General features: G+C 64.4%; 22 protein-coding genes. 17 read left to right on the forward strand and 5 right to left on the reverse strand.

From position 1 onward, the window contains the following. Window positions 1–75 precede the first annotated feature (75 nt). From ffh to F3H35_RS01585, 11 genes are all read left to right on the forward strand, one after another. Window positions 76–1599 (forward strand): signal recognition particle protein, encoded by a 1524-nt coding sequence (gene ffh / locus F3H35_RS01540; protein WP_149777900.1) that lies wholly within the window; start codon window positions 76–78, stop codon window positions 1597–1599. Window positions 1600–1668: 69 nt separating this feature from the next. Next, window positions 1669–2274 (forward strand): GNAT family N-acetyltransferase, encoded by a 606-nt coding sequence (locus F3H35_RS01545; protein WP_149777901.1) that lies wholly within the window; start codon window positions 1669–1671, stop codon window positions 2272–2274. Then, window positions 2267–2566 carry a chorismate mutase gene (locus F3H35_RS01550; protein ID WP_007816430.1) on the forward strand — a complete coding sequence of 100 codons (300 nt, stop codon included), beginning with the start codon at window positions 2267–2269 and terminating at the stop codon, window positions 2564–2566. The genes F3H35_RS01545 and F3H35_RS01550 overlap by 8 nt, the downstream gene beginning before the upstream one ends. Window positions 2567–2619: 53 nt before the next feature. Beyond that, window positions 2620–3048, forward strand: a complete 429-nt coding sequence (gene rpsP / locus F3H35_RS01555; RefSeq protein WP_149777902.1) for a 30S ribosomal protein S16 — start codon at window positions 2620–2622, stop codon at window positions 3046–3048. Window positions 3049–3068: 20 nt separating this feature from the next. Further along, window positions 3069–3698, forward strand: a complete 630-nt coding sequence (gene bluB, locus F3H35_RS01560) for a 5,6-dimethylbenzimidazole synthase (protein ID WP_149777903.1) — start codon at window positions 3069–3071, stop codon at window positions 3696–3698. A gap of 5 nt (window positions 3699–3703) precedes the next feature. Beyond that, window positions 3704–3847: a hypothetical protein gene (locus F3H35_RS18745; RefSeq protein ID WP_188129835.1), complete on the forward strand. Its 144-nt coding sequence runs from the start codon at window positions 3704–3706 to the stop codon at window positions 3845–3847. Continuing rightward, window positions 3844–4356, forward strand: a complete 513-nt coding sequence (gene rimM / locus F3H35_RS01565; RefSeq protein WP_149777904.1) for a ribosome maturation factor RimM — start codon at window positions 3844–3846, stop codon at window positions 4354–4356. Before F3H35_RS18745 ends, rimM begins: the two co-directional genes overlap by 4 nt. A 193-nt stretch (window positions 4357–4549) precedes the next feature. Beyond that, window positions 4550–5371, forward strand: coding sequence for a tRNA (guanosine(37)-N1)-methyltransferase TrmD (trmD, locus tag F3H35_RS01570; protein ID WP_149777905.1), 822 nt, complete (start codon window positions 4550–4552; stop codon window positions 5369–5371). 51 nt (window positions 5372–5422) lie between these two features. Further along, window positions 5423–5806: a 50S ribosomal protein L19 gene (gene rplS, locus F3H35_RS01575; RefSeq protein WP_149777906.1), complete on the forward strand. Its 384-nt coding sequence runs from the start codon at window positions 5423–5425 to the stop codon at window positions 5804–5806. A gap of 11 nt (window positions 5807–5817) precedes the next feature. Further along, window positions 5818–6039, forward strand: coding sequence for a 50S ribosomal protein L31 (gene rpmE / locus F3H35_RS01580; RefSeq protein ID WP_149777907.1), 222 nt, complete (start codon window positions 5818–5820; stop codon window positions 6037–6039). 186 nt (window positions 6040–6225) lie between these two features. Then, the gene (locus F3H35_RS01585; RefSeq protein WP_149777908.1) at window positions 6226–7035 is read left to right on the forward strand and encodes a division plane positioning ATPase MipZ; all 810 of its coding nucleotides are present in this window, start codon (window positions 6226–6228) and stop codon (window positions 7033–7035) included. Window positions 7036–7042: 7 nt separating this feature from the next. On the opposite strand, the gene F3H35_RS01590 is transcribed toward F3H35_RS01585, so the two are convergent. Further along, window positions 7043–7945, reverse strand: coding sequence for a DMT family transporter (locus F3H35_RS01590; protein WP_149777909.1), 903 nt, complete (start codon window positions 7943–7945; stop codon window positions 7043–7045). Window positions 7946–8009: 64 nt separating this feature from the next. Continuing rightward, window positions 8010–8570, reverse strand: a complete 561-nt coding sequence (locus F3H35_RS01595) for a DUF2585 family protein (RefSeq protein WP_149778365.1) — start codon at window positions 8568–8570, stop codon at window positions 8010–8012. Window positions 8571–8625: 55 nt separating this feature from the next. Here F3H35_RS01595 and F3H35_RS01600 point away from each other — a divergent pair, with 55 nt between their 5' ends. The 4 genes from F3H35_RS01600 to parE all read left to right on the forward strand — a co-directional run bounded on the left by F3H35_RS01600 (window position 8626) and on the right by parE (window position 12677). Continuing rightward, the gene (locus F3H35_RS01600; protein ID WP_149777910.1) at window positions 8626–8844 is read left to right on the forward strand and encodes a hypothetical protein; all 219 of its coding nucleotides are present in this window, start codon (window positions 8626–8628) and stop codon (window positions 8842–8844) included. Window positions 8845–8934: 90 nt separating this feature from the next. Further along, on the forward strand, window positions 8935–9705 hold the full coding sequence (locus F3H35_RS01605) for an aldolase/citrate lyase family protein (RefSeq protein ID WP_149777911.1): 771 nt from the start codon (window positions 8935–8937) through the stop codon (window positions 9703–9705). Then, the gene (locus F3H35_RS01610) at window positions 9698–10645 is read left to right on the forward strand and encodes a glucokinase (protein ID WP_149777912.1); all 948 of its coding nucleotides are present in this window, start codon (window positions 9698–9700) and stop codon (window positions 10643–10645) included. Before F3H35_RS01605 ends, F3H35_RS01610 begins: the two co-directional genes overlap by 8 nt. A gap of 73 nt (window positions 10646–10718) precedes the next feature. Further along, window positions 10719–12677 carry a DNA topoisomerase IV subunit B gene (parE, locus tag F3H35_RS01615; protein WP_149777913.1) on the forward strand — a complete coding sequence of 653 codons (1959 nt, stop codon included), beginning with the start codon at window positions 10719–10721 and terminating at the stop codon, window positions 12675–12677. 299 nt (window positions 12678–12976) lie between these two features. Here parE and F3H35_RS01620 read toward each other — a convergent pair whose 3' ends face one another. Together F3H35_RS01620 and F3H35_RS01625 are read right to left on the reverse strand one after the other, a co-directional pair. Then, window positions 12977–13180 carry a hypothetical protein gene (locus F3H35_RS01620; protein WP_007816398.1) on the reverse strand — a complete coding sequence of 68 codons (204 nt, stop codon included), beginning with the start codon at window positions 13178–13180 and terminating at the stop codon, window positions 12977–12979. Next, window positions 13177–13455: a hypothetical protein gene (locus F3H35_RS01625; protein WP_149777914.1), complete on the reverse strand. Its 279-nt coding sequence runs from the start codon at window positions 13453–13455 to the stop codon at window positions 13177–13179. Before F3H35_RS01625 ends, F3H35_RS01620 begins: the two co-directional genes overlap by 4 nt. Window positions 13456–13793: 338 nt before the next feature. Between F3H35_RS01625 and F3H35_RS01630 the strand changes: the two genes are divergently transcribed. Both F3H35_RS01630 and F3H35_RS01635 read left to right on the forward strand, forming a co-directional pair. Continuing rightward, the gene (locus tag F3H35_RS01630) at window positions 13794–14555 is read left to right on the forward strand and encodes a hypothetical protein (RefSeq protein ID WP_149777915.1); all 762 of its coding nucleotides are present in this window, start codon (window positions 13794–13796) and stop codon (window positions 14553–14555) included. 48 nt (window positions 14556–14603) lie between these two features. Next, the gene (locus F3H35_RS01635; RefSeq protein WP_149777916.1) at window positions 14604–15281 is read left to right on the forward strand and encodes a hypothetical protein; all 678 of its coding nucleotides are present in this window, start codon (window positions 14604–14606) and stop codon (window positions 15279–15281) included. Between the two features lie 8 nt (window positions 15282–15289). On the opposite strand, the gene F3H35_RS01640 is transcribed toward F3H35_RS01635, so the two are convergent. Further along, on the reverse strand, window positions 15290–15691 hold the full coding sequence (locus F3H35_RS01640) for a c-type cytochrome (RefSeq protein ID WP_149777917.1): 402 nt from the start codon (window positions 15689–15691) through the stop codon (window positions 15290–15292). Window positions 15692–15807: the final 116 nt, after the last annotated feature.

Here is a 15807-nt window from a genome sequence, read left to right on the forward strand (position 1 = left end):
GGGAGATTGGCATTTGAGGCGGTTCTTCTTATCTGAAGGATCAGAACGAAACGGGCGAAAGAAGGAGCGCTTGGGATGTTTGAAAATCTGTCAGACCGCCTGTCCGGCGTTCTCGATCGCCTGACCAAACAGGGCGCGCTGAGCGACGACGACGTCAAGACCGCCCTGCGTGAGGTGCGTGTCGCGCTGCTGGAGGCCGATGTCTCGCTGCCGGTGGCGCGCGACTTCATCAAGAAGGTGCAGGATCAGGCCACCGGTCAGGCGGTGACCCGTTCGGTCACGCCGGGCCAGCAGGTGGTCAAGATCGTGCATGACGCGCTGGTCGAGACCCTGACCGGCGAAGGCGAGCCCGGCGCGCTCAAGATCGACAATCCGCCCGCCCCGATCCTGATGGTGGGCCTGCAAGGCTCGGGCAAGACGACCACGACCGCGAAACTGGCCAAGCGCCTCAAGGATCGCGACGGCAAGCGCGTGCTGATGGCCTCGCTCGACGTGAACCGCCCCGCCGCGATGGAACAGCTCGAGATCCTTGGCCGCCAGATCGGCGTCGACACGCTGCCGATCGTCAAGGGCGAAGACCCGGTGACCATCGCCAAGCGCGCCAAGACCCAGGCCAGCCTTGGCGGCTATGATGTCTACCTGCTGGACACCGCGGGCCGGCTGCATATCGACGCCGACCTGATCGCGCAGGCCGCCGCCGTGCGCGACGTGGCCAACCCACGCGAAACGCTGCTGGTCGTCGATGGCCTGACCGGTCAGGACGCGGTCAACGTGGCCGAGGAATTCGACGACAAGATCGGCGTCTCCGGCGTGGTGCTGACCCGGATGGATGGCGACGGGCGCGGCGGTGCCGCGCTGTCGATGCGCGCGGTCACCGGCAAGCCGATCAAGTTCGTCGGTCTTGGCGAGAAGATGGACGCGCTCGAAACCTTCGAACCCGAGCGCATCGCCGGCCGCATCCTTGGCATGGGCGACATCGTCAGCCTTGTGGAAAAGGCCCAGCAAACCATCGAGGCCGAACAAGCCGAACGCATGATGCGCCGCTTCCAGAAGGGTCAGTTCAACATGAACGACCTCAAGATGCAGCTGGAACAGATGCAGAAGATGGGCGGCATGGAAGGCGTGATGGGCATGATGCCCGGCATGGGCAAGATGGCCAAGCAGATGGAAACCGCCGGCATAGACGACAAGGTTCTGTCGCGGCAGGTCGCGCTGATCCAGTCGATGACCAAGTCTGAGCGCGCCAATCCCAAGATCCTGCAGGCCAGCCGCAAGAAGCGCATCGCGCGCGGCGCGGGCCTCGAAGTGTCCGAGCTGAACAAACTGCTCAAGATGCAGCGCCAGATGTCGGACATGATGAAGCAGATGGGCAAGATGGGTAAGGGCGGCATGCTGAAACAGGCCATGAAAGGCATGTTCGGCAAGGGCGGCCCCAGCCCCGAGGATCTGCAAGGCATGGACCCCAAGGCGCTGGAACAGGCGGCCAAACAGATGGGCGGCGGCCTGCCCGGTGGTCTGGGTGGGCTTGGTGGCCTGGGCGGATTGGGCGGCGGCAAGGGCCTGCCCTCGGGCCTGTCGGGATTTGGCAAGAAGAAATGATGCCGATGCTGACCGATCATCTGACCGCAGGGCAAGGCGCCGGTGACATGGCGCGGGGAGGTGTCTGACATGGCCACCCGCGACATTCCCGTGCTCGAGACCCGCCGCCTTGTGCTGCGCGCGCCCGAGCCCGAGGATTACCCCGATTTCAAGGCGACGTTCAGCTCTTACCGGTCGCGTTTCATGGGCGGGCCATTGAACCGCTACGAGGCATGGATGCTCTATGCCGCCGAGATCGGCCATTGGAACATCCGTGGCTTCGGCATGTGGATGATCCACGACAAGGTGACCGATGCCACCTATGGCATGGCAGGCGGCTGGTTTCCCGCCGGCTGGCCCGAACGCGAGATCGCCTGGATCATCTGGCCCGACAAGGCGGGGCACGGCTTCGCGCTCGAGGCCACCCATGCCGCGCGCGCCCATCTCTATGGCCCCGGCGGCTGGGACGGCGCAGTGAGCTATATCGACCCCAAGAACCTCGATTCGATCCGGCTTGCCGAACGGCTGGGCGCCAAAAAGGATCACGGCGCCGCCACCATCGACGGCAATGACGCGGTCTACCGCCACCCCTCGCCCGCCATTCTGAAATCCGGCCAGCTGGCCGACGGGATCGAGCTGGAGATCAGCCACTATTGCGACCCGCTGTTCAAACCGAAAGGGTTTCCGCTTGACTGAAGACGCCCCCACCCGCGCCGCAAGGCTGCTCAAAGAGCACCGCGAGAGCATCGACCGGCTCGACGCGATCCTTGTCTATACGCTTGGCGAACGCTTCAAGCACACGCAGGCGGTGGGCCGTCTGAAAGCCGAACACGACCTTCCCCCGTCCGATCCTGCCCGCGAAGCGCAGCAGATCGCACGTCTCGAAGACCTGGCGCACCAGGCCGATCTCGACCCGGAATTCGCCAAGAAGTTCCTCAACTTCATCATCGCTGAAGTCATTCAGCACCACAAACAGCACCAGTCGTAACGGTGCGCTTTCATCGCACCGACAAAACGCCATTCGAAAAGGAGACCTAACCGATGGCCATGAAAATTCGTCTCGCCCGTGGCGGCAGCAAGAAACGCCCCCATTACAGCATCGTTGCCGCCGACAGCCGCATGCCGCGCGACGGCCGCTTCATCGAGAAGCTGGGCACCTACAACCCGCTTCTGCCGAAAGACAGCGAAGAGCGCGTCAAGATGAAGATGGAGCGCGTGCAATACTGGCTGGATCAGGGCGCACAGCCGTCTGACCGCGTGAGCCGCATGCTCGAAGCCGCCGGCGTTCTGGCCAAGAAGGAACGTGCCAACCTCAAGAAGGGCGAGCCGGGCACCAAGGCCAAGGAACGCGTCGAGGAAAAAGCCGCCAAGGCAGCTGCCGCCGCCGAAGCCGCCGCAGCCCCCGCCGAAGAGGCCCCGGTCGCCGAGGCCACCGAAGAGGCGCCCGCCGAGGACGCCGCTCAGGGCTGAGCACGGGCGGGGCGCGGATCATGTCGCGTTTCACCCCGGACTTCCGGTCCGACCTGACCGATCTGATGCGGTGGCGGCGCGACGTGCGCCGCTTCCGCAGCGATCCGGTGGACGAGGCGGTGCTGCGCGCCTGCCTCGACACCTTTCTGCTGGCCCCCTCCGTGGGCCTGAGCGAACCCTGGCGCGTGATCCGCGTCACCAGCCCGGCCGCGCGCCGGGCGGCGCTCGACAATTATACAGATGCCAACGCGGCGGCCCTCTCGGGCTATGACGGCGACCGTGCACAGCTTTACAGCGGCCTGAAACTCTCGGGCATGACCGACGCTCCGGTGCAGCTCGCCATCTTCTGTGACGAGACGACCGACAAGGGCGCCGGCCTTGGCGCCGGCACCATGCCCGAAATGCGCCGCTATTCGGTGGTGGGCGCGATCACGCAGTTCTGGCTGATGGCGCGCAGTCATGGCCTCGGTGTGGGCTGGGTGTCGATCCTCGACCCTGACCGCCTGTCGCGTGATCTCGATGTGCCGCAAGGCTGGGAGCTGGTCGGCTATCTCTGCGTCGGCTGGCCCGAAACCGAGGACGACACCCCGGAACTCGAGCGCGCCGGCTGGGAAGATCGCAGCGCCTCGCTGACGATCGAGGAACGGTGACACGCATGTTTCGACCTGTCCGCACCCTCGTCCTGATGGCCGTCATCTTCCTGGTCGGTCTGTTCTACGAACGTCACCAGCACCAGGAACGCTGCGCCGCCGCAGGCGGCACGGTACAGGACGGCCTTTGCCGCGGAGAGACCGAATGACCGACAATACCCGCATTTGCCTCGGCGCGATCGCCGGCGCGTTCGGCGTGCACGGCGAATTGCGCCTCAAGAGCTTCACCGCCACACCTGAGGACATCGCCGCTTATGGCCCGCTGGAAACTGAGGACGGCGCCCGCAGCTTCGAGATCACGCTGAGCGGACAAAGCGCCAAGGGCGGGCTGATCGCGCGCCTGTCTGGCGTGACCACGAAAGAACAGGCCGACGCGCTGCGCGGTGTGCGCCTTTATACCGAGCGCGACCGCCTGCCCGCCCTTCCCGACGAGGAATATTACCACGCCGACCTGATCGGTCTGGAGGTCTATGACACCGGCGGCACCTTGCTCGGACGGGTAAAGGCGGTGCTCAACCACGGCGCGGGCGATATCCTCGAGCTGCACGGTCAAGGGCTGACCTCGACCGTGCTTTTGCCGTTCACGCGGCAGGCCGTGCCGACCGTGGACCTCGCTGCGGGGCGTATTGTCGCGGACCCGCCCGAAGGCCTGTTCTGACCCCGCCCGCGACTGGGGGCCCTGCCCCCAGACCCCCGGGATATTTCCGGCCAGAAGAAACGGCACGCGCGGCGCGTCTTTCATCGTTCCACAAATACTCCCGCCGGAGGCATCCCGCGGCCCGCCCCGGGCACCGCGCGCGGATGTCAGCGCCTCTTGCCTCGGGAGAGCGCGGGAGCTAAGGCCTCGAACCATGACGGACGCACCCAAATCCCACGGTCGCAAGACCATCACGGTCAGCCTGAAACCGCAGGAGCTGATGACGCACAATCCGCGTCTCGCGAGAGCCTGGACGGCGCAGGTGATCACCCTTCTGCCGGAGGCGTTTCCCGGTGTGCTGGGAGAAAGCCTGACCGGGCGGGCGCTGAAGGACGGGCTGTGGCAGCTGGACACGATCGATCTGCGCCTGTTTGGCGAGGGGCGACACCGCAATGTCGATGACACGCCTGCGGGCGGTGGCGCGGGCATGGTTCTGCGCGCGGACGTGATGGGACGCGCCATCGATCATGCGCGCGCGCGCATGCCCAAGGAGGCGCCGCTGATCTATCTCAGCCCGCGCGGCAAGCGGCTCGATCAGGCCATGGCGCAGCGCCTCTCGCAAGGTCCGGGCGTCACCCTGATCTGCGGCCGCTTCGAGGGGCTCGACGAGCGCGTGATCGCGCACTACGGCATTCAGGAGGTCTCGATCGGGGATTTCGTGCTCTCCGGAGGCGAGATCGCCGCTCAGGCCTTGATTGATGCGGCTGTCCGACTTATACCGCGCGTGCTTGGGAATCAGGCGTCGACGGAGGAGGAGTCCTTTTCCGAAGGCCTGCTTGAACACCCCCAGTACACAAGACCTGCCATCTGGAACGGCCTTGCGATCCCTGAAATTCTTCTTTCGGGGCATCATGGCCATATCACTTCCTGGCGGCGGAAAGAGGCCGAACGGCTGACAAAGGAACGACGACCTGATCTCTGGCGGGCTTACTGTGCGGCGCATGGTAGGGACCCGGACGAAGACCAAGAGCTCTGAGGCGGCATCAATCTTTGCGGAACGAACCGCAAGCATATAGGAGACGAAGCGATGGACATTATCGCTCAACTGGACGCCGAGCAGGTTGCAGAGCTTGGCAAAACCATCCCGGATTTCAAGGCCGGGGACACGCTGCGCGTCGGCTACAAGGTGACCGAGGGCACCCGCTCGCGCGTGCAGAATTTCGAAGGCGTCTGCATCAGCCGCAAGAACGGCTCGGGCATCGCCGGGAGCTTCACGGTCCGCAAGATTTCCTTCGGGGAAGGCGTCGAACGTGTGTTCCCGCTTCACTCGACCAATATCGACAGCATCACCGTCGTGCGCCGTGGCCGCGTGCGCCGCGCCAAGCTGTATTATCTGCGCTCGCGTCGCGGCAAGTCGGCCCGGATCGCCGAGGACGCCACCTACAAACCCCAATCCGGCACGTCGGCATAAGGAGCGGCACGATGAGAAAAGATATCCACCCCGATTATCACGTCATCGACGTCAAGCTGACCGATGGCACCGTGGTTCAGATGCGCTCGACCTATGGCGCCGAGGGCGACAGCCTGTCGCTCGACGTCGATCCGTCCGTGCACCCGGCCTGGACCGGTGGCGGCACCCGCCTGATGGATACCGGCGGCCGCGTGTCGAAGTTCAAGAACAAATACGCAGGTCTCGGCTTCTGATTGCCGGACACAGCCTGCAGGCCTTGGCGCCGCCCTCCGGGGCGGCGTTTTTCATGAGAAGCGGCCTCGGTGCAACAGGGGGCGCAAAGCATCGCGGCAACGCAACGGAATCTTTCCAACTGCAGGCCCCGAGGCTAGAGTGTGACACAAGAAAAACAGCCCGGAACAGGGACAGGGGAACAGGTCATGGCCCATATCATCGTCGTCGGCAACGAGAAGGGGGGCGCCGGCAAATCGACCGTCTCGATGCATGTGGCCACCGCGCTTGCGCGCATGGGCCACAAGGTCAGCGCGCTGGATCTGGACCTGCGGCAAAAGACCTTCGGGCGCTATGCCAGCAATCGGAAGACCTTTCTGGACAAGGCCGGGCTTGATCTGCCCAGCCCCCGGTATCACGACCTTCCCGACATCGACCAGTCCAGTCTGAAGCCCGGCGAGAACCTCTATGATCGCCGCCTCTCGGCCGCCGTGGCGCAGCTCGAGCCTGACAGCGACTTCATCGTGATCGACTGCCCCGGATCGCATACCCGGCTGAGCCAGGTCGCCCATAGCCTTGCCGACACGCTCATCACGCCGTTGAACGACAGTTTCGTGGATTTCGACCTGCTGGCCCATGTGGACAGCGACGGGAAGCGGATCATCGGGCCGTCGGTCTATTCGGAAATGGTGTGGAATGCGCGGCAGTTGCGCGCGCAGGCCGGGCTGAAGCCGATCGACTGGGTGGTGGTGCGCAACCGGCTCGGCGCGCAACAGATGGTCAACAAGCAGAAAATGGGCACGGCGCTGGAAACGCTGGCGCGCCGCATCGGATTTCGCACGGCCCCCGGCTTCAACGAACGGGTCATCTTCCGCGAGCTGTTTCCGCGCGGGCTGACGCTTCTGGATCTCAAGGATGTGGGCGTCAAGCAGCTCAATATCTCGAACATCGCCGCAAGGCAGGAATTGCGCGATCTGATCAAGGCGCTCAACCTGCCCGGTGTGAACGCCGATTTCTGAGGCTGCCCTACTCCACCGGCGGCCCGACACGCGGCTGGGGCGCATTACGCATCCGGTGGCGGGCGCGCAGCGCCCAGAGGTTCGAGGCAAAGAGCACGCCGATCACCACCACGCCCCCTGCCAGCGCCCAAGGCCCCGGATCCTCGCCGATCACCGCCCAGACCAAGAGCGGCGCCAGAACCGACTCGAGCAGGATCAGCAGCGCCACCTCGGCCGAGCCGATATAGCGCGGGCCAAGCGTCAGAAGACAGGTGGACACGGTGATGAACGCCCCATGCCCCAGCAGAAGATGCCATTGCGCGGCCACCGGCGCCACCGGATCGGCCAGGGGCCAGATCACCAGTGACGCCCCGAGATAGGCCAGCGGTATCGCCGGGATCATCGAGGTCGCCCTGAGCTTGCGCGCCGTCGTCATGGCGCCCGCGAAACTGGCCGAGACGCCAAGCGCCACCAGATCCCCTTGCCATGAGGCCCCTTCCGTCTCGCCCGATCCCCAGGCGATGATACCAAGGCCCACGAACACCCCCGCCATCGTCAGCACCATGCGCTTGCTGATCGCCTCACCCAGAAAGATCCGGCTGAAGATCGCCGCGAAAACCGGCATCGAGGCGATGATGAACACCACATTCGCGACGCTGGTCCATTTCACCGCCAGCACGAAACCCGGCGCCGTGGCCCCGATCAGCACCGTATAGAGCAGCCCCGGAAGCCCGGTGCGCGCCACCTCGCGGAACCCGCGCAGGCCCATGACCGCAATCACCCCCAGAAGGATGAACGACCCCGAGGTCAACCCGCGCCAGAAGGTGATCGTGGGCGCCGAGGCGTCGATCAGCCGGATAAAGAGTGAATCCGGCACCACGAAAAGGACGCCGATCGCAGTGATGAGAAGGCCCTTGGCTTGATCGTTCATGCCCAAGCTCTCGGCGGTTTCACAACGAAAGTAAAGCCCCCGGCAAACCCTGAGCGCCGCGTGCCTACCCCGCCTGCTGCCACTCCAGCACCGCCTCCAGCGGCCAGACGAACATCAGGATGTTGAGCGCCAGACCATCACGGATAAGAAAAGCGGTCAGCACCTCGAACCCCACCAAGAGGGCGATGCTGGCCCAAACCGGCAGCACCCGCGCCAGTCCGAACCCCAGCAGCATGACCGCGATATCCGACAGCGAATTGACCACGCTGTCACCGATATACTCGCCCGACACGGTATTGGCCCGGTAATAGCCGATCACCGCATCGGTGTTTTCCAAAAGCTCCCATGCACATTCCAAAGCCGTCGCCAGCACCAGCCGCCAGCCCACCGAAAGCCGCGGCAGAACCGCCCAAAGCCCGGCATAAAACAACAGCCCATGCAGCAGGTGGCTGGGGGTATACCAGTCGGCCAGTTGCATATTGGCCTCGGCACTGCCCACCGCCCCCCACAGATCTATATACCCGCAAGGGCAGATCATCACCCGACCCATCGCCAAAAGGCACATGGCGGTGGCCAGGATCATCATCCCTGTGACAAGATAGGGCAGGCGGGCGTCGCGGATCATGCCACCAGCACAGCACAGCGTCCCGCAGCTGTCCACGCGATAAAGGAGCCATCGCATGAGCAAATACGGACCCGGTCCCGGCGAGCTGAAATTCCGTCTGGCCGTGGGCATTCTCGGACTGCTCGGGCTTGTCGGGGTGGTGGCCTGGCGCGGCATGCCCTCCGGGCCCGCGTTTTTCGAGATCATCCTGATCGGCGGCGCTTTTTTCGGCGGCACGGCGGTGCTGAGCTACCGGGCGCTGCGCCGGCTTGACCGCGAGGATAGCGACGCCTGAGACCGACGGCGCATGTCGCGGGCCGCGAAACGCTTTCACCTTGCCCCGCTGCCGGTCTAATCTCGGGCCAAATCACGCAGGAGACAGCCCATGCCCGCCCCCGAAAACCGCTTCAAATCCGCACTGGCACGCGGCGACATGCTCTATGGATGCTGGGCGGGCTTTGCCGATGCCTATGCCACGGAAATGCTCGCCACAGCCGGGTTCGACTGGCTGGTGATCGACGGCGAACACGCCCCCAACGATCTGCCCAGCATCATGCGCCAGCTGCAGGTGCTCGAAGGCCGCCACAGCGCGCCCGTGGTGCGCCTGCCCATGGGCGAGCCTTGGGCGATCAAGCAGGTGCTCGACGCGGGCGCGCAGACCCTGCTGATCCCGATGGTCGACAGCGCCGATCAGGCGCGCGCGCTGGTGCGCGCCACCCGCTACCCCCCCGAGGGCATCCGGGGGTCAGGCGCGGCGCTGGCGCGGGCCACACAGTTCTCGGCCATCCCCGACTACATCTCGACCGCCAACGCACAGATCTGCCTGCTGGTGCAGGTGGAAACCCGCGCCGGGATCGACGCACTGGACGACATCCTCAAGGTGGAGGGCGTGGATGGCGTGTTTATCGGCCCCTCCGATCTGGCCGCCGATATGGGGTATCTGGGCGACAGCGATCAGCCCGAGGTCCGCGCCGTGATCCGCGACGCGCTGACGCGCATCGCCGCTTCCGACAAGGCGGCGGGCATCCTGTCGCTCGACCATGACACCGCGCTCAGCTATCGCGACTGGGGCGCGCAGTTCCTCGCCGTGGGGATCGACGTGGTGATGCTGGCCCAGACCGCCCGCGCCACCATGGCCCGCTGGCGCGATGGCTGACCTGCACCTGCTTGCCGATGTGGGCGGCACCAATACGCGCGTGGGGCTGGCCGATCCGGGCAATGGCCTGATCGCCGGCACGGCGCGCAGCTTTCCCAACGCCGATTTTGCGGGCCTCGCCCCGCTGCTGGCCGCCTATCTGGCGGACATCGGCACAGGCCCCATCGCAGCGCTTTGCGCCGGGGTCGCAGGCCCGGTGCGCGGCGACGCCGCACAGCTCACCAATCACGACTGGCACATCACCAGCGCGGCGCTGCGCGCCTCCACGGGGGCGGCGCATGTCCATCTGCTGAATGATCTGCAGGCGCAGGCGCTGGCCCTTGACGACCTGCCCCCCGATGCGCTCACCCCCATGCGCCCCGGCACGCCCGATACCGGCCCCCGCCTTGTGCTGGGCCTTGGCACCGGCTGCAACGTGGCCGTGGCGCATCGCATCGGCGACAGGCTGTTCGTGCCCGCCGCCGAATCGGGCCACTCGGCCCTGCCGCATCTCGACCCTGCGCTCAACGCGCTGACCCGCCATCTCGCCCGCGATCACCCCCACAAACCGATCGAGGCCGCGCTCAGCGGTCCGGGCCTTCAGCGCATCTACCACTGGCACTCCGGCACCACGCTCGACACACACCGCATCATCGCAGGCCACGCCACCGGCACCGATCCCCATGCCACCGCCGCGCTGACCCTTTTCTCGCGGCTTCTGGGGGCGGTGGCGGGCAATCTGTGCCTGCATCACATGGCCACCGGCGGGCTTTACCTGATCGGTGGGGCGGCCCGTGCCACCGCACCCCATCTGATCGCCCTCGGCTTCGATGCGAGTTTCGCCGCCCGTGGCCCCTATGCCGCGATCATCGATGCCATCCCCGTCCACCTGATATCGGACGACACCGCCGCACTCCGGGGCTGCGCGCGCCACCTGCGCGATGCGCTGACAGCCCCCTGACCGCCACAAGCCCTTCCCCCGCCCCGGCGCCTCTGGCATACTGTGCGACAACCACAAAAATGAGCAGCATCCCATGGCCGACGATCTTCTCTCCGCCACAGACAGTTCCGACTACGACGCCTCCTCGATCGAGGTGCTCGAAGGGCTGGAACCCGTCCGCAAACGCCCCGGCATGTATATCGGCGGCACCGACGAGCGCGCGCTGCATCACCTTGTGGCGGAAATCCTCGACAACTCCATGGACGAGGCCGTCGCCGGCCATGCCAACCGGATCGAGGTGGAACTGCACGAGGACTATTCGCTCACCGTGCGCGACAATGGCCGCGGCATCCCGATCGACCCGCACCCCAAGTTTCCCGACAAATCCGCGCTCGAGGTGATCCTGTGCACGCTGCATGCCGGCGGCAAGTTCGGCGGCAAGGCCTATCAGACCTCCGGTGGCCTGCATGGCGTGGGCGCTTCGGTGGTCAACGCGCTGTCGGATTCCATGGTGGTGCAGGTGGCCCGCAACAAGGAGCTTTACGAACAGCGCTTTTCGCGTGGCATCCCGCTTGGCCCGATCCAGAAGATCGGACAGGCCCCCAACCGGCGCGGCACCACCATCACCTTTCACGCCGATGAACAGATCTTCGGTTCGCACCGTTTCAAGCCCGCTCGGCTGTTCAATTCGATCCGATCCAAGGCCTATCTTTTCTCGGGCGTCGAGATCCGCTGGAAATCCGCGATCCCCGATGGCGACACCCCCACCGAGGCCACGTTCCATTTCCCCGGCGGCCTGTCGGATTACCTGCGCGAAACCATGAACGGCGCCTCCACCTATGCCGACCAGCCCTTTGCAGGCACCGTCGATTTTCAGGAACGCTTCGGCATGCCCGGCAAGGTGGAATGGGCGATCAACTGGACACCCTCGCGCGATGGATCGCTGCAAAGCTACTGCAACACCGTCCCCACCCCCGAAGGCGGCACCCATGTCGCCGGGTTCTGGGCCGCGATCCTCAAGGGCATCAAGGGCTATGGCGAGCTGGTGAACAACCGCAAGGCCACCAACATCACCCGCGAGGATCTGATGGCGGGCGGCTGCGCCCTGGTCTCGTGCTTCATCCGCGAGCCGGAATTCGTGGGCCAGACCAAGGACCGTCTTGCCACAACCGAGGCGCAGCGGTTGGTGGAAAACGCCGTGCGCGACCATTTCGACAACTGGCTCGCCGCCGATACGAAATCCGCAGGCGCAATCCTCGATTTCCTGGTGCTGCGCGCCGAAGAACGGCTGCGCCGACGTCAGGAAAAGGAAACGCAGCGCAAGACCGCCACCAAGAAACTGCGCCTGCCTGGCAAGCTGGTGGATTGCTCATCGAACACGCGCGACGGCACCGAGCTGTTCATCGTCGAGGGCGACAGCGCCGGTGGCTCGGCCAAGATGGGCCGCGACCGCAAGACACAGGCGCTCTTGCCGCTGCGCGGCAAGATCCTCAACGTGCTGGGGGCGGCCAGTTCAAAGCTCGGCTCGAACCAGGAAATCGCCGATCTGACACAGGCGCTTGGCGTCGGGCTTGGCAGCAAGTTCAACATCGACGATCTGCGCTATGACAAGGTCATCATCATGACCGATGCCGATGTCGACGGCGCGCATATCGCCTCGCTCTTGATGACGTTCTTCTTCACCCAGATGCGCCCGATGATCGACGCGGGCCACCTGTATCTGGCCTGCCCGCCGCTTTATCGCCTGACCCAAGGGGCGAAACGCGTCTATTGCCTCGATCAGGCCGAGCGGGACGCCTGGATGAAAAAGGGTCTCGGCGGCAAGGGCAAGATCGACGTGAGCCGATTCAAGGGCCTGGGCGAAATGGACGCCAAGGACCTCAAGGAAACCACGATGGACCCCAAAACCCGCAAGCTCATCCGCGTCACCATCGACGAGGACGAGCCCGGCGAAACCGGCGATCTGGTGGAACGGCTGATGGGCAAGAAGCCGGAACTGCGGTTCCAGTATATCTCCGAGAATGCTCGGTTCGTGGAAGAGTTGGATGTTTGAGTGGGGTAAGGCACGGGCCACCACACGCCAAATCCTGCGCCAACCTCTCGCTTTGCCACCATGCGAATAGCGCCAAAGGCGCCGCGCAATCTCCACATTTCCCGTCGCACCAAAGGTACGCCAACGATACTCGGCACGTCTGCGGCGTGACGGGCTGGCGATTTGGCTGCCATCAGCGCCCCGCGCAAACGACCGCCTGACACCGCCACCATAAAGCGCCCTTGAGCGTCGCTTGCATCGCCATCCCGCGGTCTGGCAATCGCGTCCCTGCGTCAGATGCGCCCCGGCAACCAGACCCCTTACCGCTTCTTGCCGTTCTCCTCGTCGCTCAGCGACCACGCGACCGCCAGCCGCGCTTCGGAATTGGCGCGCTTGACCGAGTCCTGAACCGCCGCGAACAGGAAATTCACCGGCGCGAAAAACATGTCGCGGGCAAAGACGAATTCCGAGTCGAGCAATTGCCAGAAACGCCGTCTGGCCGTGTTTTTCTGACCCGTGCTCATTTGTACTCTCTCCAGATTTCGACCATCAATTTGTAACCCGCCATGACCACCAGAAAAGCAAAGCATACCACGTCGACCGCAAACAGACCATATTCCAGAAAGGTTAAGCCTTTGATAACCGGCGCCGGCACAACATCGAACGACTCCAGCCACTTGACGAATTTTCCGATCAAAAGCGCCGCGATCCCGATCAGGACCAGAAAGAAGATCCCCACGGCGATATCCACCAGGAACCTAAGCAGCAGCACCGCTGTTTTCAACCACTCCCCCGACACGCCGACCCCCTGACCATACCCTTGCGTACAGCACATGTTCTAACGCACAGGTTGACCGCGTCGCAAGACTTTCGCCGCCACCCCCACCGCACGCCGCGTTAACCCGGCCCGATACAGCCCCCGATACCGACGCGATACCGATGCGATACCGATGCGATACCGACGCGATACAGATCCCGGTTTTTCCCTATTAACCAACGCCTTGCCCCCCGATTCGCGCCAAGGTGCGACCGGACGGCCACAGCGCGCCACGCACTCCGGCCCGGACCGCATCTTAGCTCAAGTCACAAGCCACGGATCATGCTATAATGTCAGCGGTAACATCGTATGGACTGACCATGTTGGATCGTATCACCGTTGACGAGTACCTGACCGAAGCAGACATCACCGCGCTCGGCTTCAAGACCCGCAGCCTGTCCGACAGGGCCGTTGCCCTGATCGGCTTCCAGCGCACCAAGACAATCAGCCCCCGCTCCCGCAAGACCTATATGGCCGGCGATCCGGCGCCCCTTCTGCAAGAGGTCGGCGAGCGCCGCGACGCCATTCTCACCGGCGCCCTGCGCGAGGCCGCCTGCGAATACCAGCCGGTCAAGGCACATCTGGATGCGATTGATTTCAAACCGAAATCCGTGATCGACATCGGCTGCGGGCAGGCCATACCCGACCTGTTTTTCCAGCGTGATTACAAGCCGCGCTTCACCCTTGTGGACATCGAACAGACCGATGAGCTTTACCACAACTGGGCTGGCGCAGGCAGCGGTTATGCGAGCCTGCCCTGCGCCAAGGAACTGCTGCATGACAACGGTGCTGCCAAGACCAAGGTCACCACGATCAACCCCCTCAAAGACCCGGCCGCGATGGAGGGTCTCAAGGCGGACATGCTCATCAGCTTCTATTCCTGCGGGTTTCATTACCCGGTCGATGCCTATGCCGATCTGATGATCGACACGATCACCGACGGAGGTGTCGTCTGTCTGGACCTGCGCAAACGCTATCTGCGCCGCCGCCCCGAGCCCCTGGCCCGCGTTCTGGACGCAGGCACCATGACCGAGCTGTTCGAGGATCCCCGATCCTTCCGCGTCGTCCTGCGCGCCGGCTGAAGCGCTGCCCTCTCGCGCGGCGATCCAGCCAGTGATAGGATCTGCCCCATGCGCTGGTTATGGCTTCTGCTGCCCTTGTTTTTATTGTCTTGCGGTCGTCCCCTGACGCCGACCGAATCCGCTTTCGCCACGCAGATCCACGGCGACAGCATTGACACCTCGCGCATTCGGCTGGTGGATGGCGCGCTTATCGGCAAGGTCACCTATCCGCGCGCCACGCGCCCGCGCCTCACCTGCCGCGAACGTATCCTGCCCGAGCCGACAACCCCGACCGTCACCGTCGCCCCGGCAGCCGTGGTGGTTCACAACAAGGTGTTCTATGCGCGCGATTGGTACGAGCCGGATTTCATGCCGCGCTATCCCGAGTTCATGTCACTGTTGCATGCGATGATCTTCGCGCATGAGATGACCCATGTCTGGCAATGGCAGAACCGTCGCCTGACCGGCTATTCTCCGCTGCGTGCCGCCAGCGAACACCGCGTCAGCGATGACCCTTACCTCTTCGATATCTCGACCAATCACGATTTCCTGGACTACGGGTTCGAGCAGCAGGCCTCCATCGTCGAGGAATATGTCTGCTGCGCCACGCTGGACCCGGATGCGCCGCGCACCGCCCGCCTGCGCGAGATGCTGGAAGGCACGTTCCCGATAGGAGACATGCCAAAACCTCGCACCGTGCTGCTCCCGTGGAAGGACGCCGAGGTGCAGGGGATTTGCCGGATCTGAGCCGTGCGTCAGTCCTGAATGCTTTCCAGATAATAGAGCAACGCCGCCAGCGGCCGTGGTGTCGGCGTCAGCACCCCGTCGCCCACATCAACGGGCACGGTCTCACCCTCCAGAAGCAGACCGAACTCGGGCATCTCCTGTCCCGGCAGGCCGGTGCGGTCATAGCCGTCGATCACACTCAGGACGCGGGCGCGCGGAAAGGCGCCATCCTCGCTCAGCGCCGTGAGATCCGCCGGAGCGGGCGACAGCCCCTCGGCCCACGGGCCGCCGCCCTCGCCAGAAGCCCCGTGGCACTGCGCGCAATTCGCGTCATAGATCGCGCGCCCCTCGGGCGGTTCTGGCATGGAGACTTCGGCACAGGCCACAACAAGCCCAAGAAGACCAAGTGAAATCAGCGCGATACGTGTCATGCTCTTGCCCCTCGTTTTGCGTAGCCTAAAGCGTTTCGCGAAAAAACTGAAACACAGATTTTCGCGAGATGCAGTGCTTCGTTCAATCGTTGCACGCGTTCCGCCCTTAGCTGATG

It is taken from the genome of Roseovarius litoreus (assembly GCF_900142765.1).
Taxonomy (GTDB): Bacteria; Pseudomonadota; Alphaproteobacteria; order Rhodobacterales; family Rhodobacteraceae; genus Roseovarius; species Roseovarius litoreus.

Excerpts from the sequence above, each read along its gene's own strand:
- ffh (WP_149777900.1), top strand. The coding sequence starts at position 76 with ATGTTTGAAAATCTGTCAGACCGCCTGTCCGGCGTTCTCGATCGCCTG.
- F3H35_RS01545 (WP_149777901.1), top strand. The coding sequence starts at position 1,669 with ATGGCCACCCGCGACATTCCCGTGCTCGAGACCCGCCGCCTTGTGCTG.
- rpsP (WP_149777902.1), top strand. The coding sequence starts at position 2,620 with ATGGCCATGAAAATTCGTCTCGCCCGTGGCGGCAGCAAGAAACGCCCC.
- bluB (WP_149777903.1), top strand. The coding sequence starts at position 3,069 with ATGTCGCGTTTCACCCCGGACTTCCGGTCCGACCTGACCGATCTGATG.
- F3H35_RS18745 (WP_188129835.1), top strand. The coding sequence starts at position 3,704 with ATGTTTCGACCTGTCCGCACCCTCGTCCTGATGGCCGTCATCTTCCTG.
- rimM (WP_149777904.1), top strand. The coding sequence starts at position 3,844 with ATGACCGACAATACCCGCATTTGCCTCGGCGCGATCGCCGGCGCGTTC.
- trmD (WP_149777905.1), top strand. The coding sequence starts at position 4,550 with ATGACGGACGCACCCAAATCCCACGGTCGCAAGACCATCACGGTCAGC.
- rplS (WP_149777906.1), top strand. The coding sequence starts at position 5,423 with ATGGACATTATCGCTCAACTGGACGCCGAGCAGGTTGCAGAGCTTGGC.
- rpmE (WP_149777907.1), top strand. The coding sequence starts at position 5,818 with ATGAGAAAAGATATCCACCCCGATTATCACGTCATCGACGTCAAGCTG.
- F3H35_RS01585 (WP_149777908.1), top strand. The coding sequence starts at position 6,226 with ATGGCCCATATCATCGTCGTCGGCAACGAGAAGGGGGGCGCCGGCAAA.
- F3H35_RS01590 (WP_149777909.1), bottom strand. The coding sequence starts at position 7,945 with ATGAACGATCAAGCCAAGGGCCTTCTCATCACTGCGATCGGCGTCCTT.
- F3H35_RS01595 (WP_149778365.1), bottom strand. The coding sequence starts at position 8,570 with ATGATCCGCGACGCCCGCCTGCCCTATCTTGTCACAGGGATGATGATC.
- F3H35_RS01600 (WP_149777910.1), top strand. The coding sequence starts at position 8,626 with ATGAGCAAATACGGACCCGGTCCCGGCGAGCTGAAATTCCGTCTGGCC.
- F3H35_RS01605 (WP_149777911.1), top strand. The coding sequence starts at position 8,935 with ATGCCCGCCCCCGAAAACCGCTTCAAATCCGCACTGGCACGCGGCGAC.
- F3H35_RS01610 (WP_149777912.1), top strand. The coding sequence starts at position 9,698 with ATGGCTGACCTGCACCTGCTTGCCGATGTGGGCGGCACCAATACGCGC.
- parE (WP_149777913.1), top strand. The coding sequence starts at position 10,719 with ATGGCCGACGATCTTCTCTCCGCCACAGACAGTTCCGACTACGACGCC.
- F3H35_RS01620 (WP_007816398.1), bottom strand. The coding sequence starts at position 13,180 with ATGAGCACGGGTCAGAAAAACACGGCCAGACGGCGTTTCTGGCAATTG.
- F3H35_RS01630 (WP_149777915.1), top strand. The coding sequence starts at position 13,794 with ATGTTGGATCGTATCACCGTTGACGAGTACCTGACCGAAGCAGACATC.
- F3H35_RS01635 (WP_149777916.1), top strand. The coding sequence starts at position 14,604 with ATGCGCTGGTTATGGCTTCTGCTGCCCTTGTTTTTATTGTCTTGCGGT.
- F3H35_RS01640 (WP_149777917.1), bottom strand. The coding sequence starts at position 15,691 with ATGACACGTATCGCGCTGATTTCACTTGGTCTTCTTGGGCTTGTTGTG.